Source organism: Streptomyces sp. NPDC048331 (assembly GCF_043201215.1).
Lineage (GTDB): Bacteria > Actinomycetota > Actinomycetes > Streptomycetales > Streptomycetaceae > Streptomyces.
The window spans coordinates 114,012-140,321 of the sequence record NZ_JBICYT010000015.1; the positions used below are offsets into that span (position 1 = coordinate 114,012).

Annotated in this window: 26 protein-coding genes and 2 pseudogenes; 18 read left to right on the plus strand and 10 right to left on the minus strand. The window is 70.9% G+C overall.

What is annotated here, in order from left to right; translation table 11 throughout:
* Positions 1-46: 46 nt before the first annotated feature.
* From ACGFYY_RS22395 to ACGFYY_RS22420, 6 genes and pseudogenes are all read left to right on the plus strand, one after another.
* Positions 47-559: a DinB family protein gene (locus tag ACGFYY_RS22395; RefSeq protein ID WP_365271246.1), complete on the plus strand. Its 513-nt coding sequence runs from the start codon at positions 47-49 to the stop codon at positions 557-559.
* 23 nt (positions 560-582) lie between these two features.
* Positions 583-1,212, plus strand: a complete 630-nt coding sequence (locus ACGFYY_RS22400; RefSeq protein ID WP_393711705.1) for a PadR family transcriptional regulator — start codon at positions 583-585, stop codon at positions 1,210-1,212.
* Positions 1,213-1,291: 79 nt separating this feature from the next.
* Positions 1,292-2,218, plus strand: coding sequence for an ATP-binding cassette domain-containing protein (locus tag ACGFYY_RS22405; RefSeq protein WP_365271241.1), 927 nt, complete (start codon positions 1,292-1,294; stop codon positions 2,216-2,218).
* Positions 2,215-2,997 (plus strand): ABC transporter permease, encoded by a 783-nt coding sequence (locus tag ACGFYY_RS22410; RefSeq protein ID WP_365271238.1) that lies wholly within the window; start codon positions 2,215-2,217, stop codon positions 2,995-2,997. Before ACGFYY_RS22405 ends, ACGFYY_RS22410 begins: the two co-directional genes overlap by 4 nt.
* 76 nt (positions 2,998-3,073) lie before the next feature.
* Complete coding sequence (locus tag ACGFYY_RS22415; RefSeq protein WP_393711709.1) at positions 3,074-3,832, plus strand: MerR family transcriptional regulator; 759 nt, start codon at positions 3,074-3,076, stop codon at positions 3,830-3,832.
* Positions 3,833-3,953: 121 nt separating this feature from the next.
* Positions 3,954-4,625: pseudogene (locus ACGFYY_RS22420) on the plus strand (DedA family protein); the annotation flags it as partial.
* A gap of 149 nt (positions 4,626-4,774) precedes the next feature.
* Here ACGFYY_RS22420 and ACGFYY_RS22425 read toward each other — a convergent pair.
* Together ACGFYY_RS22425 and ACGFYY_RS22430 are read right to left on the minus strand one after the other, a co-directional pair.
* Complete coding sequence (locus tag ACGFYY_RS22425) at positions 4,775-6,415, minus strand: threonine/serine exporter ThrE family protein (RefSeq protein ID WP_393711711.1); 1,641 nt, start codon at positions 6,413-6,415, stop codon at positions 4,775-4,777.
* 231 nt (positions 6,416-6,646) lie between these two features.
* Positions 6,647-7,141 (minus strand): inorganic diphosphatase, encoded by a 495-nt coding sequence (locus ACGFYY_RS22430; RefSeq protein ID WP_030756147.1) that lies wholly within the window; start codon positions 7,139-7,141, stop codon positions 6,647-6,649.
* Positions 7,142-7,274: 133 nt separating this feature from the next.
* On the opposite strand from ACGFYY_RS22430, the gene dacB reads away from it, so the two are divergent.
* The 7 genes from dacB to ACGFYY_RS22465 all read left to right on the plus strand — a co-directional run bounded on the left by dacB (position 7,275) and on the right by ACGFYY_RS22465 (position 15,164).
* A complete protein-coding gene (gene dacB, locus ACGFYY_RS22435; protein ID WP_393711713.1) occupies positions 7,275-8,753 on the plus strand; it encodes a D-alanyl-D-alanine carboxypeptidase/D-alanyl-D-alanine-endopeptidase in 1,479 nt (492 codons plus the stop codon).
* A gap of 38 nt (positions 8,754-8,791) precedes the next feature.
* The gene (locus ACGFYY_RS22440; RefSeq protein ID WP_393711715.1) at positions 8,792-9,931 is read left to right on the plus strand and encodes a zinc-dependent metalloprotease; all 1,140 of its coding nucleotides are present in this window, start codon (positions 8,792-8,794) and stop codon (positions 9,929-9,931) included.
* 224 nt (positions 9,932-10,155) lie between these two features.
* A complete protein-coding gene (gene tilS / locus ACGFYY_RS22445; protein WP_365271224.1) occupies positions 10,156-11,202 on the plus strand; it encodes a tRNA lysidine(34) synthetase TilS in 1,047 nt (348 codons plus the stop codon).
* Positions 11,203-11,267: 65 nt separating this feature from the next.
* Positions 11,268-11,828 carry a hypoxanthine phosphoribosyltransferase gene (hpt, locus tag ACGFYY_RS22450; protein WP_030010907.1) on the plus strand — a complete coding sequence of 187 codons (561 nt, stop codon included), beginning with the start codon at positions 11,268-11,270 and terminating at the stop codon, positions 11,826-11,828.
* 215 nt (positions 11,829-12,043) lie between these two features.
* The gene (ftsH, locus tag ACGFYY_RS22455; RefSeq protein WP_365271219.1) at positions 12,044-14,068 is read left to right on the plus strand and encodes an ATP-dependent zinc metalloprotease FtsH; all 2,025 of its coding nucleotides are present in this window, start codon (positions 12,044-12,046) and stop codon (positions 14,066-14,068) included.
* 105 nt (positions 14,069-14,173) lie between these two features.
* Positions 14,174-14,782 carry a GTP cyclohydrolase I FolE gene (folE, locus tag ACGFYY_RS22460; RefSeq protein ID WP_030756162.1) on the plus strand — a complete coding sequence of 203 codons (609 nt, stop codon included), beginning with the start codon at positions 14,174-14,176 and terminating at the stop codon, positions 14,780-14,782.
* 4 nt (positions 14,783-14,786) lie between these two features.
* The gene (locus ACGFYY_RS22465) at positions 14,787-15,164 is read left to right on the plus strand and encodes a hypothetical protein (RefSeq protein WP_393711720.1); all 378 of its coding nucleotides are present in this window, start codon (positions 14,787-14,789) and stop codon (positions 15,162-15,164) included.
* 21 nt (positions 15,165-15,185) lie between these two features.
* On the opposite strand, the gene ACGFYY_RS22470 is transcribed toward ACGFYY_RS22465, so the two are convergent.
* The 6 genes from ACGFYY_RS22470 to ACGFYY_RS22495 form a co-directional block, all read right to left on the minus strand.
* Positions 15,186-15,674, minus strand: coding sequence for a DUF3180 domain-containing protein (locus ACGFYY_RS22470; protein WP_365271211.1), 489 nt, complete (start codon positions 15,672-15,674; stop codon positions 15,186-15,188).
* A gap of 46 nt (positions 15,675-15,720) precedes the next feature.
* The gene (gene folK / locus ACGFYY_RS22475; protein WP_365271208.1) at positions 15,721-16,329 is read right to left on the minus strand and encodes a 2-amino-4-hydroxy-6-hydroxymethyldihydropteridine diphosphokinase; all 609 of its coding nucleotides are present in this window, start codon (positions 16,327-16,329) and stop codon (positions 15,721-15,723) included.
* A complete protein-coding gene (gene folB / locus ACGFYY_RS22480; RefSeq protein ID WP_030010912.1) occupies positions 16,326-16,685 on the minus strand; it encodes a dihydroneopterin aldolase in 360 nt (119 codons plus the stop codon). The genes folK and folB overlap by 4 nt, the downstream gene beginning before the upstream one ends.
* 129 nt (positions 16,686-16,814) lie before the next feature.
* Positions 16,815-17,258: a nuclear transport factor 2 family protein gene (locus ACGFYY_RS22485; RefSeq protein ID WP_030756175.1), complete on the minus strand. Its 444-nt coding sequence runs from the start codon at positions 17,256-17,258 to the stop codon at positions 16,815-16,817.
* A 25-nt stretch (positions 17,259-17,283) separates the two neighbouring features.
* Positions 17,284-18,156, minus strand: a complete 873-nt coding sequence (gene folP, locus ACGFYY_RS22490) for a dihydropteroate synthase (RefSeq protein ID WP_393711723.1) — start codon at positions 18,154-18,156, stop codon at positions 17,284-17,286.
* Between the two features lie 85 nt (positions 18,157-18,241).
* A complete protein-coding gene (locus ACGFYY_RS22495; protein WP_393711725.1) occupies positions 18,242-20,089 on the minus strand; it encodes a phosphatidylglycerol lysyltransferase domain-containing protein in 1,848 nt (615 codons plus the stop codon).
* Between the two features lie 152 nt (positions 20,090-20,241).
* On the opposite strand from ACGFYY_RS22495, the gene ACGFYY_RS22500 reads away from it, so the two are divergent.
* Positions 20,242-21,351, plus strand: a complete 1,110-nt coding sequence (locus ACGFYY_RS22500; RefSeq protein ID WP_365271199.1) for an alpha/beta hydrolase-fold protein — start codon at positions 20,242-20,244, stop codon at positions 21,349-21,351.
* A 93-nt stretch (positions 21,352-21,444) separates the two neighbouring features.
* Here the strand turns inward: ACGFYY_RS22500 and ACGFYY_RS22505 are convergent, their stop codons facing one another.
* On the minus strand, positions 21,445-22,407 hold the full coding sequence (locus ACGFYY_RS22505; RefSeq protein ID WP_393711728.1) for an ABC transporter ATP-binding protein: 963 nt from the start codon (positions 22,405-22,407) through the stop codon (positions 21,445-21,447).
* 149 nt (positions 22,408-22,556) lie between these two features.
* On the opposite strand from ACGFYY_RS22505, the gene ACGFYY_RS22510 reads away from it, so the two are divergent.
* The 4 genes from ACGFYY_RS22510 to ACGFYY_RS22525 all read left to right on the plus strand — a co-directional run bounded on the left by ACGFYY_RS22510 (position 22,557) and on the right by ACGFYY_RS22525 (position 26,128).
* Positions 22,557-23,330, plus strand: coding sequence for an ABC transporter permease (locus ACGFYY_RS22510; protein ID WP_393711730.1), 774 nt, complete (start codon positions 22,557-22,559; stop codon positions 23,328-23,330).
* A gap of 4 nt (positions 23,331-23,334) precedes the next feature.
* On the plus strand, positions 23,335-24,009 hold the full coding sequence (locus tag ACGFYY_RS22515) for an ABC transporter permease (protein WP_393711732.1): 675 nt from the start codon (positions 23,335-23,337) through the stop codon (positions 24,007-24,009).
* 32 nt (positions 24,010-24,041) lie between these two features.
* On the plus strand, positions 24,042-25,031 hold the full coding sequence (locus tag ACGFYY_RS22520; RefSeq protein ID WP_365271188.1) for an ABC transporter substrate-binding protein: 990 nt from the start codon (positions 24,042-24,044) through the stop codon (positions 25,029-25,031).
* 98 nt (positions 25,032-25,129) lie between these two features.
* The gene (locus ACGFYY_RS22525; protein WP_393711734.1) at positions 25,130-26,128 is read left to right on the plus strand and encodes a hypothetical protein; all 999 of its coding nucleotides are present in this window, start codon (positions 25,130-25,132) and stop codon (positions 26,126-26,128) included.
* 61 nt (positions 26,129-26,189) lie between these two features.
* On the opposite strand, the pseudogene ACGFYY_RS22530 reads toward ACGFYY_RS22525, so the two are convergent.
* Positions 26,190-26,288: pseudogene (locus tag ACGFYY_RS22530) on the minus strand (TetR/AcrR family transcriptional regulator); the annotation flags it as partial.
* Positions 26,289-26,310 lie beyond the last annotated feature (22 nt).

Genomic DNA, 26,310 nt, shown 5'->3' on the forward strand with positions numbered 1-26,310 from the left:
CCCCCCCCCCCCCCCCCCCCCCACCCCACCCATAAGGCGGTCGGTCATGGCTCAGATCTCCACCGAAGTCCTCGGCGACGAGCGCGGCACTCTCCTCGCCTTCGTCGAAGCCCAGCGCACGGCGATCCGCGAATCGCTGCTCGGGCTGAGCGAGGAACAGGCCGCGAGCCGCCCCAGCGCCAGCGAGCTCACCCTGTCCGGTCTGGTCAAGCACGTGGCCGAGGTCGAGCTGAACTGGCTGCGCCTCGCCCAGCAGGCGCCCAACGAGCGGGCGCGCACCCAGGAGACCTGGGGTGAGGCCTTCCGCCTGGTCGACGGCGAGTCCATCCCGTCGGTCCTCGCCTTCTGGGACGAGGTCGCCGAGCAGACGGCGGCCTTCGTCGCCACCGTCCCGAGCCTGGACGACACCTTCCCGCTGCCGCCGGCGCCCTGGTTCCCCAAGGACACCAAGGTCTCGATGCGCTGGATGCTGCTGCACCTGGTGGAGGAGTTCGCCCGGCACGCGGGTCACGCGGACATCGTCCGGGAGTCCCTGGACGGCACCCGCGCCATGGGGTGAGCGTGGGTGAGTAGCCTGGCCCCATGTCAGCGATCCGGCTTCTTGTCCTCGGTGCGGTCCGCCAGCACGGGCGGGCCCACGGGTACCAGGTACGCAACGACCTGGAGTACTGGGGCGCCCACGAGTGGTCGAACACCAAGCCCGGATCGATCTACCACGCGCTCAAGCAGATGGCGAAGCAAGGCGTCCTGCACGCGCACGAGGTGGCGCCGAGCGCGGCGGGCGGGCCGCCGCGCACCGAGTACGAGGTGACGGACGCCGGCCGCGCGGAGTACTTCCGGCTGCTGCGCGAGGCCCTCGCGGCGTACGACCAGAAGACGGACGTGCTGTCCGCGGCGATCGGCTTCATGGTCGACCTGCCGCGGGCGGAGGTGCTCGCGCTGCTCGGGGAGCGGATGGCGAAGCTGGCGCTGTGGCGGTCGTCGGTGACGGACTACTACACGCCGGAGGGCGGCCCGGAGGCGCTGGGCCACATCGGCGAGATCATGCACATGTGGGTCCACTCCGCGGATGCCGAGGCGGAGTGGACGCGCGGGCTGGTGGCCCGGATCGAGGGGGGCGCGTACTCCTTCGCCGGTGAGGGCGGCGTCCCGTTCGTGGGGGTCCTCGCGGACGGCCAGGAGAACGCGTACACCTCGCACCAGGATGCGTAATCAAGTTTGACTAGCCTGAGAGTGGGCACTACCTTGTGGCACGCCCAGCTATTCAAATTTGATTACCGGAGGAGCGGTTTTGGCGATCTTCGTCGAAGGTGTCCACAAGCGGTACGGCGACAAGCCCGCGCTGGCGGGGCTCGACCTGGAGGTGAAGCCCGGCACGGTGCACGCCGTCCTCGGCCCCAACGGAGCCGGAAAGACCACGGCCGTGCGCATCATGAGCACCCTGCTGCGGCACGACGAGGGCGTGGTCCGGGTCGCCGGCCACGACGTACGCACCCAGGCGCCGGCCGTCCGCGCCCGGATCGGGCTGCTCGGCCAGCACGCGGCGCTCGACGAGGACCTGGCCGGACGGCAGAACCTGGAGATGTTCGGCCGCCTCCACCACCTCGGCGCCCGGCGGGCGGGGCTGCGGGCCGACGAACTGCTGGACCGCTTCGGCCTCGCGGACACCGGCCGCAAGGCGGTGAAGCAGTACAGCGGCGGCATGCGCCGCCGGCTCGACCTCGCGGCGTCCCTGATCACCGACCCGGAGGTGCTCTTCCTCGACGAACCGACCACCGGGCTCGACCCGCGCGGCCGCACCGAGGTGTGGAGCGCGGTCCGCTCCCTGGTGGGCGGCGGCACCACCGTCCTGCTGACCACGCAGTACCTGGAGGAGGCCGACCAGCTGGCCGACCGCATCACGCTGATCGACGCGGGCCGGAGGGCGGCCGAGGGCACGGCCGACGAGCTGAAGTCCCTGCTCGGGGCGGACCGGATCGTCGTCGTCCTGCGGGACGCGGCACGGCTGGCGGAGGCGGCGCGGCTGCTGCCGGACCCGACCGTGGATCCGGACTCCCTGACCCTGAGCTTCCCGGTGGCGGACCGGATGGCGGGTCTGACCCTGACCCTGCGCGCCCTGGAGGAGGCCGGTATCGAGGCGCTCGACCTCGCGGTCCGCCGCCCCACGCTCGACGAGGTCTTCCTGCGCCTGACCGACCGCGAGGAGGTGGCCGCATGAGCGCGGCATGGGTGGTCTCGGACTCCTGGACGATGACCCGGCGCGAGCTCGCGCACTGGGGCCGCAGGCCGGTCCAGGTGGTCGTCGGACTGGTCTTCCCGGTGATGCTGCTGCTGATGTTCGGCTTCCTCATCGGCGGCGGGCGCGGGATCGACGGCGAGTACGTGGAGTTCCTGGTGCCCGGGATGCTCGCGCTGACCATGGCCTTCGGCCTGGAGGCGACGATGACCGCCGTCACCCAGGACCTCGGCAAGGGGGTGATCGACCGGTTCCGCGCCATGCCGATGTCCTCCGCGGCGGTCCTGGTCGGCCGCAGCGTCGCGGACATGCTCCAGTCGGCGGTGGGCCTGGTCGTCCTCGCGGGCGTCGGCCTGCTGCTGGGCTGGCGCCCGCACGGCTCGCCCGCGGCCACCCTGGCGGCCTTCGCGCTGCTCCTGCTGCTGCGCTTCGCGATGCTGTGGATCGGCATCTTCCTCGGCATGGTCGCGGGCCGCCCGGAGATGGTGCAGGCGGTGCAGATCCTGGTGTGGCCGGTGGGCTTCCTCTCCAACGCCTTCGCCACGCCGGAGGCCATGCCGGGCTGGTTGGGAGCGGTGGTGGAATGGAACCCGATGTCGGCGACGGCGACCGCGGTCCGCGACCTGTTCGACAACCCCGCCGCGGCCGGCACCTCGTGGGCCGGTGACCACGCGACGCTGCTCGCCGTCGGCTGGCCGGTCCTGCTGCTGGCGCTCTTCTTCCCCCTGGCGGTGGCCAGGTTCCGCGGCCTGAGCAGGTAGCCGCCGGAACGGACTTGCACCTCACGCCACGTGAGGAAGCACAGTGAAGGGCGTACCCAACCAGAGGGCGGAAGAGATGAGCTACTCCGTGGGCCAGGTCGCCGGTTTCGCCGGAGTCACGGTGCGCACCCTGCACCACTACGACGAGATCGGGCTGCTCTCCCCGAGCGGGCGCAGCCACGCGGGACACCGGCGGTACGACGACGCCGACCTGGACCGGCTGCAGCGGATCCTGTTCTACCGGGAGCTCGGCTTCCCCCTCGACGAGGTCGCGGTCCTGCTGGACGACCCGGAGACCGATCAGCGGGAGCATCTGCGCCGGCAGCACGCCCTGCTGACCGACCGGATCGACCGGCTCCAGCAGATGGCCAAGGCCGTCGAGCACGCCATGGAGGCGAAGAAGATGGGCATCAACCTCACGCCCGAGGAGAAGTTCGAGGTCTTCGGGGACGAAGACCCGGAGCAGTACGCGCAGGAGGTCGAGGAGCGCTGGGGCGATACCACGGCGTACGCGGAGTCCCAACGCCGCGCGGCCTCGTACACGAAGGACGACTGGCAGCGCATGCAGGACGAGTCCGCCGACTGGGGCCGTCGGTACGCGGCGGCCATGGAGGCGGGCGAGCCCGCCGACGGCGAGCTCGCGACGGACCTGGCCGAGGAACACCGTCTGCACATCGCCAAGTGGTTCTACGACTGCCCGTACGAGATGCACACCTGCCTCGGTGAGATGTACGTGGCGGACGAGCGGTTCACGGCGTTCTACGACGCGGTGCGGCCGGGCATGGCCGAGCACCTCCGGGACGCGATCCTGGCGAACGCGGTGCGCAAGCTGTAGCCCGGATGATCACCCGCGCGACCCCCTCCGGTCCCTGGAACCGGGCGGGGGTCGTGTGCGTTGATAATTGAAACCGCTCCTTCCGCCTTACGCCCCCCGATTCCAGGAGAGCCCGGAACCCGTGTATACGCTTGCGCTCGGCCCAGAGTGGCTGTCCCCGGACTACCTGATCTCGCACTTCGGTCTGATCGGCATCCTGGTCATCGTCTTCGCCGAATCGGGACTCTTCGCCTTCCTTCCCGGCGACTCCCTGCTCTTCACGGCGGGTCTGCTGGTCGCGGACGGGCAGTACATCAAGCAGCCGCTGTGGCTGGTCTGCACCCTGATCGTGGCCGCCGCCATCATCGGTGACCAGGTCGGATACATGATCGGCAAGTTCTTCGGGCCGAAGCTCTTCAACCGGCCGAAGTCCAAGCTCTTCAAGCGGGAGAACCTGGACAAGGCGCACGAGTTCATGGACAAGCACGGCCCCAAGGCCATCGTGCTCGCCCGCTTCGTGCCGATCATCCGTACCTTCGCCCCGATGGTCGCGGGCGCCGGCACGATGAAGTACCGCACCTTCCTGACCTACAACGTCATCGGCGGCATCGGCTGGGGCGCGGGCGTCACGATCGCCGGCTACTGGCTCGGGCAGATCGAGTTCATCAAGACGAACGTCGAGCCGATCCTGGTGGGCATCGTCCTGATCTCGGTCATCCCGGTGATCTTCGAGGTGCTGAAGGCCCGCAAGGAGGGCAAGGCGGCCGCCGAGTCGGCCGAGGCCGTGGCCGACGGCTCCGCCCCGCAGGCCCCGGGCGCGCGCGGCCGCCACGCCAAGCGCTGAGGCCCGCTCACAGCACCCCGTACGCCCGTACCGCCCCGGAGAGCCCAACCTGAGGCCCCGGGGCGTACGTGTGCCCGTACGAGGCCGCGTACGGGCACACCCGCGCGGCGCGCCGGGACTCAGAAGCCGCGGGTCCGCTTGGCGGCGCGGCGCTTGGCGGCGCTGGCGGCCCCCGGGATGCGCATGAACAGCCGCGAGGCCTCCGACCCGAGGTTGACCCCGATGGCGATGGCCAGCGCGATGGCCGCGGCGTTCACCAGCGAGCCCAGGCCCTCGTTCAGCCGGTTCTCGGCGATCAGCAGCAGCCCGTAGTACACCGCCGAGCCGGGCAGCAGCGGGCCGATGGCGGCCGTCACGTACGGCAGGGCGGAGGCGAAGCGGTAGCGGGAGAAGAGCTGCCCGAAGAGGCCCACGAGCCCGGCCGCGACGGCCGTGGACGGCACGGGCGGGATGCCGCCCGCGTAGTGCAGGGCCCCGAAGGTGACCCAGGCGACGGCGCCGTTCAGCGTCACGATCCACACGCTGGAGCGCTCCTGCTGGAGCAGGATCGCGAAGGTGAACACCAGCACCATCGAGGCGGCGATCTGGATCAGCGGCCGCTGCTGGATCTGGAGGACCTCCTCCGGGCGCGGCGAGGCGTCGAACTGCAGCCCGACGTAGAGCACCACCAGCACGCCCATGATGATGCCGATGAAGAGGTACATGACCTCCAGCAGCCGGGCGGAGGCGGTGATGTAGTAGCCGGTCAGGCCGTCCTGCACGGCCGCGACCACGGCCCGTCCCGGCAGCAGCGCGAACAGCCCACCGGTGATCACGGCGGAGGCCTTGACGTCGATCGCGGTCATGTTGAGCGCCACGCCGATGGCGGCGGGCGGCATCGCGGCGACCACGAACTGGTAGAACTCGGGCAGCCCGCGCCCGGCGCACAGCCAGGCCAGGCGGTCGCCGAGGATCGCGCCGAGAGCCGCGGCGATGAAGACGAGGACCCCGCCGCCGACGAGGGTGGAGGCGGCCCCGGCGAGCAGTCCGGCGGAGGCCGTGAGCATCCAGCCGGGGTACGGGTGCCGATTGCGGCGGATCTCGGCGAGGCGCCGGTAGGCCTCCTCCAGCGTCACGTCGATCTCGTGGGCGCTGATGTCGTCCACGAGCCGGAACACGGCCGCGAGCCGGTTGTAGTCCGTGCCGCGGCGGCGCACGGTCCGGCTGGCCGTGACCGGGTCGCCCACGAGCGAGGGGTGGTGGGTGATGGACAGCATGGTGAAGGTGACGGTCGGCTCGCAGCGGTCCAGTCCGTACGAGCGGGCCACCGCGAACATCGCGGCCTCGACGTCCTCGGCGCCCTCACCGCCCGCGAGCAGCAGCTCGCCGATGCGCAGGGTCAGGTCGAGCACGCGGCCCACGGCGGGCCCGGTCTCGCTGTGGCGCTGCACGAGCTCCGGTACGGGGCGTACGTCGACCGGCATGCGCAGCATCGTGCGCATGCGGTCCTGCCAGGGCGATTCCTTCATCCGCGCGACGGGGAAGCCCTGGCCGGGGGTGTAGGCGGGCGGGGACTGCGCGGCCCGGTAGGTGGCCGGGGCGGCGAAGGCCGATCCCTCGGGCTCGGGCTCCACCGGTTCGGCGCCCGCCGGACGGGCGAATTCCGAGGTGGGCTGGTCCTCCTCGAACGCGTCCGGCTCCATGCCGGGCGGCGGCGTGAAGGCGCTGTGCGCCTCGTCGGACTGGGGCTTCCTGTCCTCTGCCCCGTCGGCCTCCGCCACGCGTCCTCCAGTCCGTGATCACCCGGGGTATCAGTATGCGGAATCGTTTCCTCCCGCCGCACACCCAGCGCGCACCCGCCGTACGGCCGCCGCGCACCCACCGCCTACCCGGTGACGCCCGTCGCAGCGGTCCGGGAACGCGACAGCGGGCGGCATCCCGGAAGGGATACCGCCCGCCATGTCACGAGGGGCGCGGGGGAGTGCCCCGGCCCGTCACCGCCGAGCGCGAGCTCAGTGGTGGCCGCCCTGCGCCTCCAGGCGCTTGAACGAGGCCTCGATCTCGGCCTCGGCCTCGGTGCGGCCGACCCAGTTCGCGCCCTCGACGGACTTGCCCGGCTCCAGGTCCTTGTAGACCTCGAAGAAGTGCTGGATCTCCAGGCGGTCGAACTCGGAGACGTGGTGGATGTCGCGCAGGTGCTCGACACGCGGGTCGGAGGCCGGCACGCAGAGCAGCTTGGCGTCGCCGCCCGCCTCGTCCGTCATGTTGAACATGCCGATGGCGCGGCACTTGATCAGGCAGCCCGGGAAGGTCGGCTCGTCAAGGATGACCAGCGCGTCCAGCGGGTCGCCGTCCTCGCCGAGGGTGTTCTCGACGAAGCCGTAGTCGGCCGGGTAGCTGGTCGAGGTGAAGAGGCGACGGTCCAGACGGATCCGGCCGGTCTCGTGGTCCACCTCGTACTTGTTCCGCGAACCCTTGGGGATCTCGATGGTGACGTCGAACTCCACGTCCTGCTCCTCCATGATCAGCTGCATTGCTTCGGGACTGCGTCGATTCATCTGCGTGCGCGTCCGTCCCAGCCCTGCCGGGTGGGGTGCCATGCTCGCGGCAAGACGCAGTGGTTAAGTGTCCCTCACGCATATGTGTGATCGCGAAAGGGGCTGGTCCGAGGTGCCATTGGTCAAGACCTGGCAGCTCATCGCAGGGTCGGCCGTCGCCGGCCTCGCCCTGTCGGTGGCAGCGGTGGCCGCGGCCGGTCCTTGGGACTCCGGCCAGCGTAAGGCCGAGCGGGACAGAGCCGCCTCCTGGGGCCGTACGGGTGGCGCAGATCACGATGGAGGAGCGGCTTCCGGCACCCTGCCCGAAGCCGCGCCCAGCGCCCCCGGAGTGCTCGGCGCGATCGGCCCCGGCGTCCCCCGCGCGCAGAGCGCCCCCGCCGAGCCCGCCTCCGCCGGAGGCCTGGCCGCCACGCTGAAGCCGCTGCTCGCCGACCCCGCGCTCGGCACCGTCCGTACCGCGTCCGTCGTCGACACCGCCACCGGGCAGATCCTCTACGAGGCCGGGGCCCGGGACGCGATGACCCCCGCCTCCACCGTCAAGATCGTCACCGCCACTGCCGTGCTGGCCGCCCTCGGGCCCGAGCACCGGATCAGGACCACCGTCACGCCCGGCGCCGCCCCCGGGCAGATCGTCCTGGTCGGCGGCGGCGACCCCTCGCTCACCGCGAAGAAGAAGAGCCCCGCCGGATCCGGCGGCAGCCTCGTCGCCCTCGCCGCCGACACCGCGCAGGCCCTCAAGGCCGCCGGCACCGACACCGTGACCCTCGGATACGACGACAGCCTCTACGCGGGCCCCGTCCGCCACCCGATCGGCGGCAACCCCAACATCGCTCCGGTGACCTCCCTGACGGCCGACGAGGGCCGCCCCGACGACTCCACCTCCGGGCCCGTGGACCGCGCCGAGGACCCCTCCCGCGACGCCGCCCGGGCCTTCCGGACCCTGCTGGCCGACCGCGGCATCAAGGTCACCGGCGAACCGGCGAAGGCCAAGGCCGCCGCAGGCGTCCAGCCGCTGGCCGTCACCCTCTCCACCCCGATCGGCGGGCTCGTCGAGCGGATGCTGACCAACAGCGACAACGACATCGCCGAGGCCCTCGCCCGACAGACCGCCCTCGCCTCCGGCCGACCCGCGAGCTTCGAGGGCGCCGAGCAGGCCGTCACCGACCGGCTCACCGCCCTCGGCATCGACACCGCCGGCTCCCGCTTCGCCGACGGCAGCGGCCTGAACCGCGCCGACAAGGTCAGCGCCGGCCTGCTGACCGGACTCCTCGCCAAGGCCGCCGACCCCAAGCGTCCCGAGCTGCGCCCGGTCCTCACCGGACTGCCCGTCGCCGGATTCACCGGAACCCTGAAGGCCCGCAACTCCGGCACCTCCCCGGCCGCCGGCCTGCTCCGCGCCAAGACCGGCACCCTGACCGGGGTGAACTCGCTGTCCGGGACGGTCGTCGACCCCTCCGGCCGACTCCTCGCCTTCGCCTTCCTCACGGCCAACAGCCCCGGCCCCGAGGGCGCGGAGAAGGCCCTCGACAAGCTGGCCGCGGCCGTCGCGACCGCTTCGTAGGGGGTCCGCAGGAGGGCCGGTCCACGTACGGTTGACGCATGACGAGCATCGGTGGTGCGGAGATGGTCGACTGGAACCTCGCGGTGGCGACCGCGACCCGACTGGTACGACCCGGCCCGGAGGTCACCCGGGACGAGGCGCGGGCCGTCGTCGCGGAGCTGCGGCGGCACGCCAGGACCTCGGAACGGCACGTGCGTGAGTTCACCCGGATGATCCCCGAGGGGTCGGCCGTCCCCGACACACCCGTCCTGGTCGTCGACCGGGCCGGCTGGGTCAAGGCCAACGTCGCCGGATTCCGCGAACTGCTCCAGCCGCTCCTCGGCAAGATGCAGGACCGCCGCGCGGGCGCCCCGGGCGGAGCCGTCCTCGGAGCCGTCGGCGGCAAGGTCACCGGCGTCGAGCTGGGCATGCTGCTGAGCTTCCTGGCCTCCCGGGTCCTGGGCCAGTACGAGACCTTCGCGCCGGTCACCCGGGACCTGCCCGGCGCCGGCGGCGGCCGACTGCTGCTCGTCGCGCCCAACATCGTGCACGTCGAGCGCGAGCTGGAGGTGCACCCCCACGACTTCCGGCTCTGGGTCTGCCTGCACGAGGAGACGCACCGTACACAGTTCACGGCGGTCCCGTGGCTGCGCGAGCACCTCGAAGGCGAGATCCAGACGTTTCTCGGCGCCACCGAGGTCGACCCGTCCACCGTCCTGGAACGCATCCGCGAGGCCGCCCAGTCCTTCGCGGGCGCCCGCCCCGACGCCGAGAGCGCCGACGAAGGGCGCTCCCTCGTGGAACTCGTACAGACCCCCGAGCAGCGCGAGATCCTGGGCCGGCTGACCGCCGTCATGTCCCTGCTGGAAGGCCACGCCGACTTCGTCATGGACGGGGTCGGCCCCCAGGTGGTGCCCTCCGTCGCCGAGATCCGCGAGAAGTTCCAGCAGCGCCGGGCCAGCGGCGCGGGCCGCCTCGACGCCGCCCTGCGCAAACTGCTGGGCCTCGACGCCAAGCTGCGCCAGTACCGCGACGGCGAGCGCTTCGTGCGCGCCGTCGTCGGCCAGGTCGGCATGGACGGCTTCAACCGGGTGTGGACCTCCCCGAACACACTGCCGACCAAGGCGGAGATCGCCGGCCCCGCCGACTGGGTGGCACGCGTGCACCGCAAGGGGAGCGAACCGAGCGAAGCGGAGTGACACAAGGGGCGTAAACATGTCTCACTGGGGGAAGCAGCGTCACCCGTCCGAGGGACCGTGGGCCGTGGAAGGGCGTGCGATGCTCGGGGAACGGCTCGGCTCTGTCACCATCGACGCACTCTGAGTGACATCCTCCCGTTCCGCGGGGGCAGCCGGGCAGCAGCACCCCAGCACACCACCCCAACGCCTCCGAGGCATCCGAACTCCATCGAAGGGCACCGGACATGGGTCCCCATCCTGCGGTCGCGGCGATACGCCTGGCGGTCCGCCGCGTACTCCACGACGTCCTCACCGACCTCACCGACCACACAGGCAGTCCCGCCGCCCCCCGCCGCGCCGGGGGCCCCCTGCCGCTCGTCCTCGTCGCGTGCTCCGGCGGCGCCGACTCCATGGCGCTCGCCTCCGCCCTCGCCTTCGAGGCCCCCAAGCTCGGCATCCGGGCCGGCGGCATCACCGTCGACCACGGACTGCAACCCGGTTCCGACCTCCGCGCCGCCGAGGTCGTCACCCGCATGACCGCACTCCGCCTCGACCCGGTGGAGTCCGTCGCCGTGCGCGTCGGCCGCGACGGCGGACCCGAGGCCGCCGCCCGCGACGCCCGCTACGGGGCCCTGGACGAGGCCGCGGACCGTCTCGGCGCCGCCGCCGTGCTGCTCGGCCACACCCGGGACGATCAAGCCGAAACCGTCCTGCTGGGCCTGGCCCGCGGCTCCGGCATCCGTTCGCTCTCCGGCATGCCCGAGGTCTCCGGCGGGTCCGCAGGCCGTACGAACCGCTACCGCCGACCCTTCCTCCAGGTCGACCGGCAGACCGCCCGCAAGGCCTGCATGGTCCAGTCCCTCCCCGTCTGGGACGACCCGCACAACATCGACCCCGCCTACACCCGCTCCCGGCTGCGCCACGAGGGACTGCCCGCCCTCGAGAAGGCACTCGGCAAGGGGGTCGTCGAGGCGCTCGCCCGCACCGCGCAACTCTCCCGCGACGACGCCGACGCGCTGGACGCCTGGGCCGCCGACGCGGAGACCGGCGTACGCGACGCGGACGGCCGCCTGGAGTGCGCCAAGCTCTACGCCCTGCCCCCGGCCGTCCGCCGCCGCGTGCTGCGCAGGGCCGTCGTCGCGGCGGGGTCCCCCGCGGGCTCGCTCTTCGCCCGCCACATCGAAGAAGTCGACCGCCTCATCACCGGATGGCGGGGTCAGGGCGCCATCAACCTGCCCGGCCGGGTCGAGGCCCAGCGGCAGGGTGGCAGACTTGTCATCCGGCAGGGCTGATTGGTGCTGAAACACGGCTGAGTCCTCCGGGGTCGCCCCCGGAGCCCCGGCCGACAACGAAAGTGATGCGGGTGGACGAGAAGGACATGGGCAACGACCTCCAGTCGGTGCTCATCACCAAGGAAGAGATCGACGCGAAGCTGGCCGAGCTGGCCGCGAAGATCGACGCGGAGTACGCGGGCAAGGACCTGCTCATCGTCGGTGTGCTCAAGGGCGCCGTGATGGTGATGGCGGACCTGGCGCGTGCCTTGTCCACCCCGCTCACCATGGACTGGATGGCGGTGTCCTCGTACGGCGCCGGGACCCAGTCCTCCGGTGTGGTGCGGATCCTCAAGGACCTGGACACCGACATCAAGGACAAGCACGTCCTGATCGTCGAGGACATCATCGACTCGGGCCTGACGCTGTCCTGGCTGCTGTCGAACCTGGGCTCCCGCCAGCCGGCCTCCCTGGAGGTCGTCACGCTGCTGCGCAAGCCGGAGGCCGCGAAGGTCGCGATCGACGTGAAGTGGGTCGGCTTCGACATCCCCAACGAGTTCGTCGTGGGCTACGGCCTGGACTACGCGGAGAAGTACCGCAACCTGCCGTTCGTCGGCACGCTCGCCCCGCACGTCTACGGCGGCTGATCCACTCCCGCCCGCGCCCCGTCCCCCGGGAACCCCGCCGAGCCTGCGGGGAACCTGGGGGCGATTCCCGCCGTTGAAGCAGGGGAAGGCGGGTCTGTCAGCCGTCCCACAGGGCCGCGGGTGACAATTCAGGGGTACATTCCGAAGAACAGTCTTTACTCACAGCAGCATTTACCTACGGGCAGGAGGGACGGGACGCCTGGCGTCCCGTATGGATGGACGTGAAGCGATACTTCCGTGGGCCGGTCATGTGGATCGTGCTGGCCGTCCTCGCCGTGGTCGTGTTGATGAATGTCGTCGGCTCCGGCGGCGGCTACAAGTCGGTGGACACCAGCGAGGTCATCAAGGCGATCAACACTGGCCAGGTGGAGACAGCCAAGCTGACCACCGGCGACAGCCAGATGATCAAGATCGAGCTCAAGCAAGGCGAGAAGCTCGGCAAGCACGACGGCACCAAGTTCCAGGCCAACTACATCGGGGATCAGGGCGTCCAGCTCGCCCAGAGCCTCCAGACCAAGTACGACGCCGGTCAGATCCCGGACGGATACTCCGTCACGCCGGACAAGACCAGCCCGTTCCTGAGCGTGCTGCTCTCGCTCCTGCCCTTCGTGCTCATCGTCGTTGTCTTCCTGTTCCTGATGAACCAGATGCAGGGCGGCGGCTCCCGAGTCATGAACTTCGGGAAGTCCAAGGCCAAGCTCATCACCAAGGACACCCCGAAGACCACGTTCGCCGATGTCGCGGGCTCGGACGAGGCCGTCGAGGAACTTCACGAGATCAAGGAGTTCCTCCAGGAGCCGGCGAAGTTCCAGGCCGTCGGCGCCAAGATCCCCAAGGGCGTGCTGCTGTACGGTCCGCCCGGCACCGGCAAGACCCTGCTGGCGCGTGCCGTCGCGGGCGAGGCCGGTGTCCCCTTCTACTCGATCTCCGGATCCGACTTCGTCGAGATGTTCGTCGGTGTCGGTGCCTCGCGTGTCCGTGACCTGTTCGAACAGGCCAAGGCCAACGCTCCGGCGATCGTCTTCGTCGACGAGATCGACGCCGTCGGCCGGCACCGCGGTGCGGGTCTCGGCGGCGGTCACGACGAGCGCGAGCAGACCCTCAACCAGCTGCTGGTCGAGATGGACGGCTTCGACGTGAAGGGCGGCGTCATCCTGATCGCCGCCACGAACCGCCCGGACATCCTCGACCCGGCGCTGCTGCGCCCGGGCCGCTTCGACCGGCAGATCGCGGTCGACCGTCCGGACATGCAGGGCCGTCTGGAGATCCTCAAGGTCCACCAGAAGGGCAAGCCGGTCGCCCCGGACGTCGACCTGGGCGCCGTCGCCCGTCGCACGCCCGGCTTCACCGGTGCCGATCTCTCCAACGTCCTGAACGAGGCCGCGCTGCTCACGGCGCGCTCGGACAAGAAGCTGATCGACAACCACTCGCTGGACGAGGCGATCGACCGTGTCGTGGCGGGCCCGCAGAAGCGGACCCGGATCATGTCGGACCGGGAGAAGAAGATCACCGCGTACCACGAGGGCGGACACGCCCTGGTCGCGGCGGCCTCCCCGAACTCCGACCCGGTCCACAAGATCACGATCCTGTCCCGCGGTCGGGCCCTGGGTTACACCATGGTCCTGCCCGACGAGGACAAGTACTCGACCACGCGCAACGAGATGCTCGACCAGCTGGCGTACATGCTGGGCGGGCGCGCGGCGGAGGAACTGGTCTTCCACGACCCGACCACCGGCGCGGCGAACGACATCGAGAAGGCCACCGCCACGGCGCGGGCCATGGTCACGCAGTACGGCATGACCGAGCGTCTCGGTGCGATCAAGTTCGGCGGCGACAACACCGAGCCGTTCCTGGGTCGCGAGATGTCGCACCCGCGGGACTACTCGGAAGAGGTCGCGGCGCTGGTCGACGAAGAGGTCAAGAAGCTCATCGAGACCGCGCACAACGAGGCCTGGGAGATCCTGGTCGAGAACCGCGACGTCCTCGACAACCTGGTCCTCGCGCTGCTGGAGAAGGAGACGCTGAACAAGGAGCAGATCGCAGAGATCTTCTCGACGATCGTGAAGCGTCCGGCCCGCCCCGCGTGGACCGGCTCCTCCCGCCGCACCCCCTCCACCCGTCCGCCGGTGCTCTCTCCCAAGGAGCTCCAGCTGACGAACTCGGCGAACGGCACGTCGGCCGTCGCGCCGGTCTCCACGGAGAAGGGCATCGAGGTGGCTCCCGAGGACCGTCCCGAGTAGAGGGCGGCCCGACCCACCCGGAATGGAAGCCGCGCCCCCCAGGTTCTAGCCTGGGGGGCGCGGCACATTTGTACGACCGCGTGTGCGGACAGGAACGAGGATGAGATGACCGACCCAGTGACCCTGACCGGTGACGAGGGCACGATCGGCGTGTTCGACGAGAAGCGCGCCGAGGCGGCGGTCCGTGAGCTTCTGATCGCGGTCGGCGAGGACCCGGACCGAGAGGGCCTGCTGGAGACCCCGGCGCGCGTGGCGCGGTCGTACCGGGAGATATTCGCCGGGCTGTACCAGAAGCCCGAAGAGGTCCTGACGACGACGTTCGACCTGGGCCACGACGAGATGGTCCTGGTGAAGGACATCGAGGTCATGAGTTCGTGTGAACATCATTTGGTCCCGTTCCACGGCGTCGCCCACGTCGGTTACATCCCGTCCACGGACGGCAAGATCACCGGCCTGTCGAAGCTGGCTCGCCTCGTGGACGTGTTCGCCCGCCGACCCCAGGTACAGGAGCGCCTGACCACGCAGATCGCGGACTCCCTGATGGAGATACTGGACCCGCGCGGGGTCATCGTGGTCATCGAGTGCGAGCACATGTGCATGACCATGCGTGGGGTCCGCAAGCCCGGCGCGAAGACCATCACGTCGGCGGTCCGCGGCCAGCTCCGCGACCCCGCCACCCGTAACGAGGCCATGAGCCTGATCATGGCCCGCTGAGTCGGTGCCCGAGGCGGACGGCTGGGAGCCGCTGAGCGAGGACGTCCGGCGGACCCTGGAGCTGCTGCCGGCCGAGGAGCCGGACGCCGGCCGGCGCTTCGGGGACCAGATCGCGCACACCCGGATGCACGCGAGCGACTGCGCCTGTCCGTGCGTGTACCTGCGTGTGGACACGGACACCGTGCCGGCGGTGCCGATGGAGAAACGCATGGACGTGGTCGCGGCGGCTTCCCTCACCGACGCCGACGGAGGCTACGACGGCGAGGTGAACCTCTTCGCGATCGACGGTGCTCTCGCGGACCTTCAGTTCTGCGACTGGGAGGGCAAAGGGCCGGGCGGCCGCAGGCTGTGGGAGTGGCTGGGGCACGTCCACCCCCTGTAGGCGCCCCGGCCCGGCCTAGGCCTAGGCCTTGGCCGGGGCCTTGGCCGTCGGGTCCTCGTCCTCCGGGAGCTTCAGGACGTGCTCCAGGAAGAGGGCCGCGGCGATGACCGCCACACCCGCCAGGACCGAGAAGCCGGCGTACCAGGCCTGGTCGCGGCGGGCGGGGACGTCGAGGGCGTCGGTCAGCAGGAAGACGCCCACACCGCCGTACATGCCCGCCACCAGCGCCGCCACCAGGGCGCTGGCCTGGCCGAAGACCACCGCGCGGGCCGCCATCAGCGGCTCCACGCCCTTGGCGCCCGGGCGGCGCTCGCGCTGGGCCTTGAGGCGGGCGCGCAGGGACAGGGCCGTAGCCAGCAGCACCGCCGCGATGACGCCCAGGACGATCGGCGCGGCCAGCGGAACGCCCGGCAGGGTGCCGTAGGCGTTCCACAGGCGCGCGCCCGCCCAGGACAGGATCCCGGCGACCAAGAAGATGCCCGCCAGGACCGCCGGCCTCAGTTGCTTCACTTGCCCGTTCCCCACTTTCAGCGAGTAGCCGTGAACAGGCTAACGACTACTCGGGGAGGTGGAGTTCCAGGTCCGGGCGCGGCGTGACGCCGACCAGGCCGATTTCGGCCAGCAGCGCGGTGACCGCGCCGCGGCCCGGGATCTGGGCCTCCGGGTCGATGTCGTGCCAGGGCGCCAGCACGAAGGCACGCTGGTGGGCGCGCGGGTGCGGGAGGGTGAGGACCGGGTCGTCGGAGACACGGTCGGCGTACGCGACGATGTCCACGTCGATCGTGCGGGGCCCCCAGCGTTCCTCGCGGACGCGGTCGAACGCCTCCTCGACGGCGTGCGCGCGCTCCAGGAGCGAGGACGGCGGCAGGGTGGTCTTCACGGCGACCACCGCGTTGAGGTAGGCGGGCTGCGAGCCGGGCTCGACGCCCCACGGCTCGGTCTCGTAGACGGGGGAGACGGCCTTGACCCGCATGCCGGGGGTGTCGCCGAGGGCGTCGATGGCACCCTGCAGGGTCTCCAGCCGGTTACCGAGGTTCGCACCGAGCGCGATGACGGCCCATTTGGGGTTGGACAGGGTGACGTCCGCCGCGTCGACCGTCTCGACGACGGAGGCGGGTACCGGCTGGACGGTGGGGTCGCTCTGAGCGTTCAGTGCGTTGTTCATGCGCGGCTCCGGGTGATCGTGATGGTCACGTCGTCGAAGGGGACGGTGATGGGCGCATCCGGCTTGTGGACGACGACCTCCACCTGTGCCACCGCTTCGTGCTTGAGGCACTGCTGGGCGATCCGCTCGGCCAGGGTTTCGATGAGGTCGACGGGCTCACCCTGGACCACGTCGACGACTTCTTCCGCGACTACCCCGTAATGCACGGTCTTAGCCAGGTCGTCTCCGGCCGCCGCGGGGCGGGTGTCGAGGTGCAGCACGAGGTCGACGATGAAGGTCTGGCCTTCTTCGCGTTCCCGGGGGAAGACGCCGTGGTGCCCGCGAGCCTTGAGGCCGCGCAGCGCGACACGATCCACGCGAATCACTCCTGCTTTCGTAGGTGCTTCCGGTCCCGGGGCTCCCCAGGGCCATGGCTGCGCCGAGTGCGGTCGGCGTCGTCCGTCTTCGAATTTACCTGCGAAACAGTCCGGCTCCCGCCGGAGGGGTCAGGAGGGGTCCTCCTCCTCGTCCTCGTCGGACTCCGTGAGGACGGGAGAACCGTGGTGGGACCAGAGCCGCCAGCCCTCGGATGTGCGTCGGAACACATTCGTCGCGACGACGAGCTGACCGACGAGCGGGCCGAGTTCCCCGCCGTCCTCGGCGGGGCCGCCGCTGAGGATGTTCTCCGTACACGTCACCAGGGCGGTATCGCCTATGACGGCCACTTTGGTGTCGGTGAGGAAGAACTGGATGTAGTCGGTGTGCGACATGATCAGCGCGTACGAGCGCAGGACCTCGCCGCGGCCCGAGAGCACCGGCCAGCCGGGGTGGACGCAGGAGATCTCGTCCTCCAGCCAGAGCGCCGACAGTGAGTCGAAGTCCCCCCGCTCCATTGCCTCGTAGAAGGCCGTGTTGACCTCTTCGACCGCCTCGATGTCGGTTCTGCTCACGGTGCTCCTTGTCGGTGGGTGAGGATCAGAGTGCCCCTTCGACGGCGCGGGCCACCCGTACGGCGTCCGCGGTCGCCCGTACCTCGTGCACCCGCACGGCCCAGGCGCCCTGGTGGGCGGCGATCGCGGAGACGGCGGCCGTGGCGGCGTCCCGTTCGCGGGCGGGCGGCGGGGTGGTGTCGGCGCCGCCGGCCAGGACCCGGCCGAGGAAACGCTTCCTCGACGCGGCGACCAGCAGCGGGAAGCCGAGCGCGCGCAGCTCGGGCAGGTGGGCCACGAGGGCCAGGTCGTGCTCGGCGTTCTTGGCGAAGCCCAGTCCGGGGTCGACGACGATCCGCTCGGGGGCGATCCCGCCGGCCACGACCGCGTCGATCCGGTCCCGCAGTTCGGCGGTGACCTCGGCGAGCACGTCCTCGTAGACGGCGAGGCTGTTCATGCCGGCGCTGAAGCCGCGCCAGTGCATCACCACGAACGGCACCTCGGCGGCGGCGACGGCCGGGATCATCCCGGGGTCGGCCAGCCCGCCGCTGACGTCGTTGACCAGGGCCGCGCCGGCTTCCACGGCCCGGGCGGCGACGGCCGCGCGCATGGTGTCGACGGAGACGGAGACGCCCTCGGAGGCCAGGCCCCGGACCACGGGGACGACCCGGCGCAGCTCCTCCTCCTCGTCGACGCGGGAGGCACCGGGGCGGGTGGACTCGCCGCCGACGTCCACGAGGTCGGCGCCGTGCTCGACGAGGTCGAGGCCGCGCTTGACCGCGGCGGTGGTGTCGAACCAGCGACCGCCGTCGGAGAAGGAGTCGGGGGTGACGTTGACGACGCCCATGACCGCGCAGCGGTCCCAGTCCGGCAGACCTGCGACCCGGCCCCTGCCGGTGGCTCCGCGCTTCGTGTTCATAGGTCCAAGGGTAGGGCTGACCTGGATACGACAGGGCCCCGGCGGCTCGTGACCACCGGGGCCCCTGGACGGGCGTGCGCGGCGGTTACGCCGCCTGGACCTCGCGCTCCTGCTGCTTGGGCACGGACGTCATGTGGGTGTGCGTGCAGGTGCGCACCGGCTTGGGCCGCCGGCGGCTGGCGAAGAGGCGGGGCAGGGCCACCGTGACGAAGCCCTCGGCCTGCATCACGGCGAAGCCGATGCGGGGCAGGTCGCGGCTGTTGCGGTAGACCATGAAGCGCGGCTCCCAGCGGGGGCGGAACTTCTCGTTGAACTTGTAGAGCGACTCGATCTGGAACCAGCGGGAGAGGAAGACCAGCAGGTTGCGCCACATCCGCAGGACCGGACCGGCGCCGATCTTCTCGCCACGGGCCAGGGCCGCGCGGAACATCGCGAAGTTCAGCGAGACCTTCTCGATCTTCAGGGCGGGAGCGGCCTGCAGGGAGGCGACGATCAGCAGCTCGTTCATGCCGGGGTCGGCGGCGCGGTCGCGGCGCATCAGCTCCAGGGACATGCCGTCCTTGCCCCACGGGACGAAGTGCAGGACGGCCTTCAGGTCGCCGAAGGGGCTGGTGTCGCCCTCCTCCACGCGGTGCGCGGTGGCGATGAAGCAGTCGCCGTCGCCTTCCTCGCCCACCCGGCCCAGGGCCATCGAGAAGCCGCGCTCGGTGTCGGTGCCGCGCCAGGCCTCGGCCGCGCCGCGGACCCGCTCCAGCTCCTCCTCGGTCAGCTCGCTGACCCGGCGGACCTGGGTGGTGTAGCCGTTGCGTTCGATGCGCTTCACCATCTGGCGGACATTGCGCATGGGTCGGCCCGCGAGGGAGAAGTCTTTGACATCGACAATCGCCTCGTCACCCAGCTCCAGGGCGTCCAGACCGGTCTCGCGGGTCCAGACCTCGCCACCGGTCTCGCTGCAGCCCACGACGGCCGGGGTCCAGGAGTGGGCCTTGGCCTCCTCCATGAACCGCTCGATCGCTCCGGGCCAGGCCTCGACGTCGCCGATGGGGTCGCCGGAGGCGAGCATCACGCCGGAGACGACGCGGTAGGTGACGGCGGCCTTGCCGCTGGGGGAGAAGACGACGGCCTTGTCGCGGCGGAGCGCGAAGTGGCCGAGCGAGTCGCGACCGCCGTGCTTGGCGAGCAGCTCGCGCAGCTTGCCCTCGTCGTCGGCGGTGAGCCGGGCGGCCGGGTGCTCGGGGCGGAAGGCCAGGTAGATCGTGGTGAGGGCGGTCAGCATGCCGAGGGCGCCGAGGGAGTACCCGACGGTCCAGGACACCTGACCGGCGTAGTCGACGGGGCCCTCGAAGCCGAAGAGGCCGTAGACGACGTGCGTGATCTGCTCGTACAGGCCCGGATTGCCGACGACCCGGTTCGGGTGGACGTTGACGATGAGCAGGCCGAGCCCGATGGAGCCGGCGCTCATCAGTACGAAGTTGGCGAGGGCCTTCCAGCGGCTGCGGGGGTCGGGCAGCGCCTTGAACTCGTTCTGGTGGCGCAGCAGCAGCGCGAAGAGCGCCGCAGCGATGATCACGCCGACGATCGAGTGCCGGTAGAGGAACTGCGCCACGGCACCGGCCGGGAGCAGGACGACCGCCGCCCGCCAGGCCCGGCGCTTGCGGCGCTTGAGGCCGTGCGCGAGCAGCAGGAGCAGGACGCCCGCGCTGATGGCGAGGGCCGCTGCGAAGGGGCCGAACACCGGCAGCACCTCGGCCACCGCGTGGATCCGGCTGTGTCGGAATCGCGGGAACACCCCTGCCGCGATGTCCAGAAGGCCGACGATCATGACGGCCGTACCTACCAGGCCGGGCACCGACTCCGGCTGTGGACCTCGGAGGATTCGGCGGACCCTGCTCGGAACCTGTCCCGACTTATCGCCATCTATCCTGCTAGACATCGCTTCCCGTTGCTCCGCGAGAGATCATGTGGCCGAAGGCCGCGACAGCCTCCGGTGTGTGGTGCGTCCCTTAGGACGACATCGACGAGGAGCGGGTTCACTCTTTCGTCGGAAAAAAACAGTCCTGCCACCAGAAAGTCGACTGACTGCTCATGGGTCTCACCAGTAATACGGTTCTGGCGCTGGCCATCGTCGCCGGTGTGCTGCTCTTCGCGGCCACGGTGTGGTTCTGGCCGAAGCTCTCGAACCGCACCTGGCGCGCGTTCGCCGGCCGTATCGGGCTGCTGCTCGCGACCCAGCTGGCGCTGTTCTCGGCTGTGGGGCTGGCGGCCAACAAGTCGTTCCTCTTCTACGGTTCCTGGGCCGACCTGCTCGGTCAGGAGACGTCCATGGGCAAGGTCGTCGACCACTCGATGAGCAGCAAGGACATCAAGGTCGTCGACAAGCAGAAGCTGGACGTACCCGGTGGCGCCAAGCCCCAGGTCGGTGGTCAGATCCTGAAGGTTGCCATATCCGGGCAGAAGTCGAAGATTACGAGCCCCGGCTACGTCTGGCTCCCGCCGGAGTACTTCCAGCCCCAGCACAAGGACCAGAACTTCCCCGCGTCCATCGTCCTGACGGGGTACCCGGGCACCGCGGAGAACCTCATCAAAGGGCTCGACTACCCGATGAAGGCCTTCAGCCTGTCCAAGTCGGGCAAGATGAAGCCGATGATCCTGGTCATGCTGCGCCCGACCGTGGCGCCGCCCCGTGACACCGAGTGCGTGGACATACCCGGCGGCCCGCAGACCGAGACCTTCTTCGGCGTGGACCTCCCGCAGGCCATCCAGGACACCTTCCGGGTCGGCAAGAAGCCCGAGAACATGGGCTTCATCGGTAATTCCACGGGCGGTTACTGCGCTCTGAAGATCGCCGCGCACTACCCGCAGACCTTCGGTGCCGCCGCGGGTCTGTCCGCGTACTACGAGGCTCCCGACGACCCGACGACCGGTGACCTGTTCCACGGGGACGAGAAGCTGAAGAAGCGCGCGGACGTCCTGCACAGCATCGAGCACAAGAAGCCGACCGGCACGTCCTTCCTCGTGACCAGCAGCGAGAAGGGCGAGCCGAACCTCGCCGACACCAGGAAGTTCATCAAGAAGGTGCAGGGCCCGGACCGGGTCTCCTCCATCATCCTCGACAGCGGTGGCCACAACTTCAACACGTGGCGACGTGAGATCCCGCCGATGCTGATGTGGATGAGCGGCCGCATCGAGGCCTGAGGCACCGCCCGCCGGCAGCCGCCCGCCGGTGACCGGCGCCGACGTACGTACCTGTGACCGGCCCTACGGGGCCGGTCACCGTCGTTCGTGGGGTCAGGCCTCCTGCAGTTGGGCCCGGCGCAGTGCCCGGTGGACGCCCTCCGGGGTCAGTACGCCGACCAGCGCGCCGGATCGCGGGTCCGTGACCCCGATCCGCCCCGAGTCCTCCTGCAGCAGGGCGGCGAGGGCGTCGCGCAGCGTCGCGCCCAGCTCCACCGACACGGCCGGGGCCGTCCCCTCCGCCTCCGCCAGATCGGTCGCCTCGACCGCGGTGACCGCGAGCCGCTTGAGCCCCCGGTCGGCGCCGACGAAGGAGGCCACGTACTCGGTGGCGGGCGCCCCGAGGACCGCCGCCGGGTGGGCGAACTGCTCGATGGTGCCCGTGCCGTAGACCGCGATGCGGTCGCCGAGCCGGATCGCCTCCTCCAGGTCGTGGGTGACCAGCAGGATGGTCTTGCGCACCGTCTTCTGCAGGGCCAGGAACTCGTTCTGGAGGCGTTCGCGCACCACGGGGTCCACCGCGCCGAAGGGCTCGTCCATCAGCAGCACCGGCGGATCGGCGGCGAGCGCGCGGGCCACGCCGACGCGCTGGCGCTGCCCGCCGGACAGCTGCTCCGGGTACCGGCCCCCGTACACGGACGGGTCCAGGCCGACCAGTTCGAGCAGCTCGGCCGCCCGGGCGCGGGCCTCGGCCCTGGGGGTGCCGATCAGCTGCGGCACGGTCGCCGTGTTCTCCAGCACCGTCTTGTGCGGGAACAGCCCGACCTGCTGGATGACGTACCCGATCCGGCGGCGCAGCTCGACCGGATCGGCGGCCGCGATGTCCTCGCCGTTCAGCAGGATCCGACCGGAGGTCGGGTCGATGAGCCGGTTGACCATCTTCATCGTGGTCGTCTTGCCGCAGCCCGACGGTCCCACGAGCGTGACCAGCTCACCCTCCGCCACCTCGAAGGACAGGTCCTCGACGGCTGTCGTCCCGTCGGGGTAGCGCTTGGTCACGTGCTCGAATCGGATCACAAGCCCATCTTTCCGCACGCCGGCCGCCGATGTGTGAAGGGCGTGTTGCCTCGGTGCGAAGGATTCCGTCCCTTGAGGGTGATGGGGGTTAGGGTCGCTGTAACGGGTGAGTGTGAAGACGTACGTTCGAATGATGGGGGGTGAGGGGTATGGCGGCACCGAACTGCCTGGTGGCGAACGACTGGATCTGCTGGGACTACGTCACCTCCCGCTCCCAGGAACTGACCGACGCCACGGTCGAACACATCTGGCTCACGGGCGTGTCGGTCCTGATCGGCATCGCCGTGTCGGTGCCGCTGGCGCTGCTGGCCCGGCGCGGCCGCCACTGGGCGGCGCCCGTCCTGGGCCTGACCACCCTCCTCTACACGATCCCCTCGCTCGCCATGTTCTCCCTGTTGCTGCCCGTCTTCGGACTCTCGGCCGCCCTGGTGGTGACCGGGCTGGTGCTGTATTCGCTGACGATCCTGGTCCGCAACGTCCTGGCCGGCCTGGAGGCCGTGCCCGAGGACGTACGGGAAGCCGCGCGCGGCATGGGGTACGGCCCCGGGCGCCTGCTGTGGCAGGTCGAACTGCCGCTCGCGCTGCCCGCGCTGCTCGCCGGCGTACGGATCGCCACCGTCTCGACGGTCGCGCTGACGACGGTCGGCTCCATCGTGGGCAAGGGCGGCCTCGGCAACCTCATCGCCCCGGCCGTGAACAGCTCCTTCAAGGCCCAGGTGCTCACCGCCTCGGTGCTGTGCGTGCTGCTGGCGCTCGTGGCCGACCTGCTGCTGCTCGGCGTGCAGCGGCTGCTCACCCCGTGGACCCGGGCAGGTACCGGGGGCCGGACCGCGTTTTCGGCGTCGGCTCAGGCGTCGGCTCCGACTCAGGCGTCGGGCGCCGCTTCGGCCGCCGCGGCTTCCGCTCCGGCGAAGGAGGCCTGAGACCGTGGGAGGCGTCATCGGAGGGGCCTGGGACTGGCTGGCGAACGGCGCCAACTGGTCGGGGGAGAGCGGTGTCGTGCACCGGCTCGGCGAGCACGTGTACGTCAGCGCGGTCGCGCTCGCGATCGCCTGCGCGGTGGCGCTGCCGATCGGCCTCTTCCTCGGGCACCTCGGCAAGGGCGGCACCCGCGCGATCAACATCTCCAACATCGGCCGGGCCGTCCCCGTCTTCGCCGTGCTCGCGCTGTTCATGGTCTCCCCGCTGCGCAACACCGGCTACGTGCCCACCATCGCCGCGCTCGTGCTCTTCGCCGTCCCGCCACTGCTGACCAACGCCTACGTCGGCATGCGCGAGGTGGACCGCTCGGTCGTCGAGGCCGCCCGCGGCATGGGCATGTCCGGGATCCAGCTCTTCCTGCGCGTCGAACTCCCGCTCGCGCGCGGCATGGTGATGACCGGGCTGCGCTCCGGCGCCGTCCAGGTCGTCGCCACGGCCACGATCGCCGCCATGGTCGGCCAGGGCGGGCTCGGCCGGATCATCACCGCCGGCTTCAACACGTACAACACCCCGCAGGTCGTCGCGGGCGCCCTGCTGGTGGCCGCACTCGCCCTGCTGGTGGAGGGCGCGCTGGTGGCGGTCGACCGGCTGCTGCTGCCGCGGGCGGCGGCGTCCCGCTGATTCCTGTCCCTCGCCTCGAACGGAGTCCCTCCATGACCAAGACCACGCGCGTCCTCGGCGCGTCCCTGGGCGCCCTGGCCCTGACGGTGTCGCTGGCTGCGTGCGGCGGCGACAGCCTGGAGAAGAGCAAGGACGGCGGCTCGGCCGCCGACTCCGGCGCGGCCGCGGGCGGCGGCAAGGGTGCCCTGGTGATCGGCGCGGCCGGGTTCACCGAGTCGAACGTGCTCGCCGAGCTGTACGCGCAGGTCCTCAAGGACGCCGGCTACAACACCTCGGTCAAGACGGTCAACAATCGCGAGCTGTACGAGCCCTCGCTGGAGAAGGGCGAGATCGACGTCGTCCCGGAGTACGCGGCCACCCTCGCGGAGTTCCTCAACGCCAAGGTCAACGGGCCGAAGGCGCCCGAGGAGAAGCCGGTCGCCTCCAGCGACGTCGCGGCGACGGTGGCGGGCCTGGAGAAGCTCGCGGCCCCGCTCGGTCTGAAGGCGCTCGCCGCGGGCGAGGCGGTCGACCAGAACGCATTCGCCGTGACCGAGGAATTCGCCCGGAAGAACAACCTGAAGACGCTTTCCGATCTTGGTAAGTCCGGTCTCGAGGTCAAGATCGCGGCGGGCGACGAATGCGACGTCCGGCCCTTCTGCGCACCGGGGTTGACAAAGACGTACGGAATTAAAGTTTCCGGAATCGACCCGAAGGGCGTCGGCACCCCGCAGGCCAAGCAGGCGGTCAAGGACGGCGTCGACCAGCTCGTGCTCACCACGACCACCGACGCCACCCTCGACAGCTTCGGCCTGGTCCTGCTGGAGGACGACAAGAAGCTACAGAACGCCGACAACGTCCTGCCGGTGGTCAACACCAAGGACGCCGGAACCCCGGAGGTCGCGGCCGCGCTCGACAAGCTGACCAAGGCGCTCACGACGGCGGATCTGGTCGATCTGAACCGCAAGGTGGACGCCGAGCGCGCCAAGCCGGCCGACGTCGCGAAGGCCTACCTGGAGTCCAAGGGCCTGCTGAAGAAGTAGCGCGCACGGAGGTCGACGGAAAAAAGTGCTCAACTGCCCGGGAAGAGTTTGCCGGGCGGGTATCCCACTCGACCTCCATGCACTGTAAATTTCGGGCCATGCCCCGTGGACGCCACCGCAATCCCGAACCCCTGCACCGGCTGCTCACGCCGACGACCGTGGCCGGTGTATCCGCCGTCGGCGCCGGCGCGGCCTGGCTCCTGGCGGAACCGATGGCGCTGCGGCTCCTCGTGGCCGTCACGGCGGCCGCCGGGGTCGCCGGCGCCCTCGTCATGCGCGCCTGGGACCGCTCGGCGGGCCGCCGCGTCGCCGAACTCGCGCGCGAGCGGGTCAAGGACGAGTGGCGGACCGACGAGCGGATAGCCGAGCTCGAATCCGACCTCGAAGAGGCCCGGGTGCTGCGGGCCAGGCTCGACGCCAAGCTGCGCGCCAAGCGGGTCGAACTGGCGGGCCTGCGCGGCGAGCACGCGGCGCTGCTGCGGCGGTACGCGACCGCCGAGACCGAGCGGGCGAGCGCCCTGGAGGGCCGCCGTCTGCTGGCCATCGAGGCCTCCGCGGCGCCGGCCGCGCCGAAGGAACTTCCGGCCGTCACCGAGGAGCGCACCTCGGCGGGCGCGCCCACCGCGGTCGGCTACGCCCGGGCCCACTCGGCCCTGGAGGCACTGGCCCGCAGGCGCCAGGCGGCGCGGGCGCTGCCCGCGGGGCCGTCGTCCCCGGAGTCCGGCCCCGGTCGTGGCCACGCTCCCGCCCCCGCGGCCGCCGCGCTCCCCGCGCGTCGCCCCGCGGCCGCGGTGGCCCCGTACGCGGCCCAGCGGCGTTCGGCCTCGCGCGTCGAGGGCGGCTTCGACTTCTTCGGTACCAAGAACGCGGCGCAGGCCCGGGCGGTGATCGAGGCGGTGCAGAACGAGGACCTGGCCGACGTGGTCGGCGCGGAGGCCCTCGCGGTGCACAAGGCCGAGTCGGCCCAGGCCGTGGTCGAGCCGGAGTTCAAGCCGGCGACCGACGAGACCCGGGCGGTGGGCCAGGTCATCGACCTGACGGCCCACGACGAGACCGAGCCGATCGACGTGGTCCGGCTCCGCACCGCCATCTCCTAGCCCACGGGGTCGGTCCCGGTACGAGGCCACCAGCCGGGCCAGGTGCCGGCCCGCCGAGGTGCTACCGGTCGGCGAAGGCCTGGGCGCAGGCCGCCCGGAGCTCCGGCAGGCGGCCGACCGTCTCCAGGGCCGTGGCCGTCACCGGGCAGCCGTCCCGCCGGTCGGCGGCCCTGCCCTGGAAC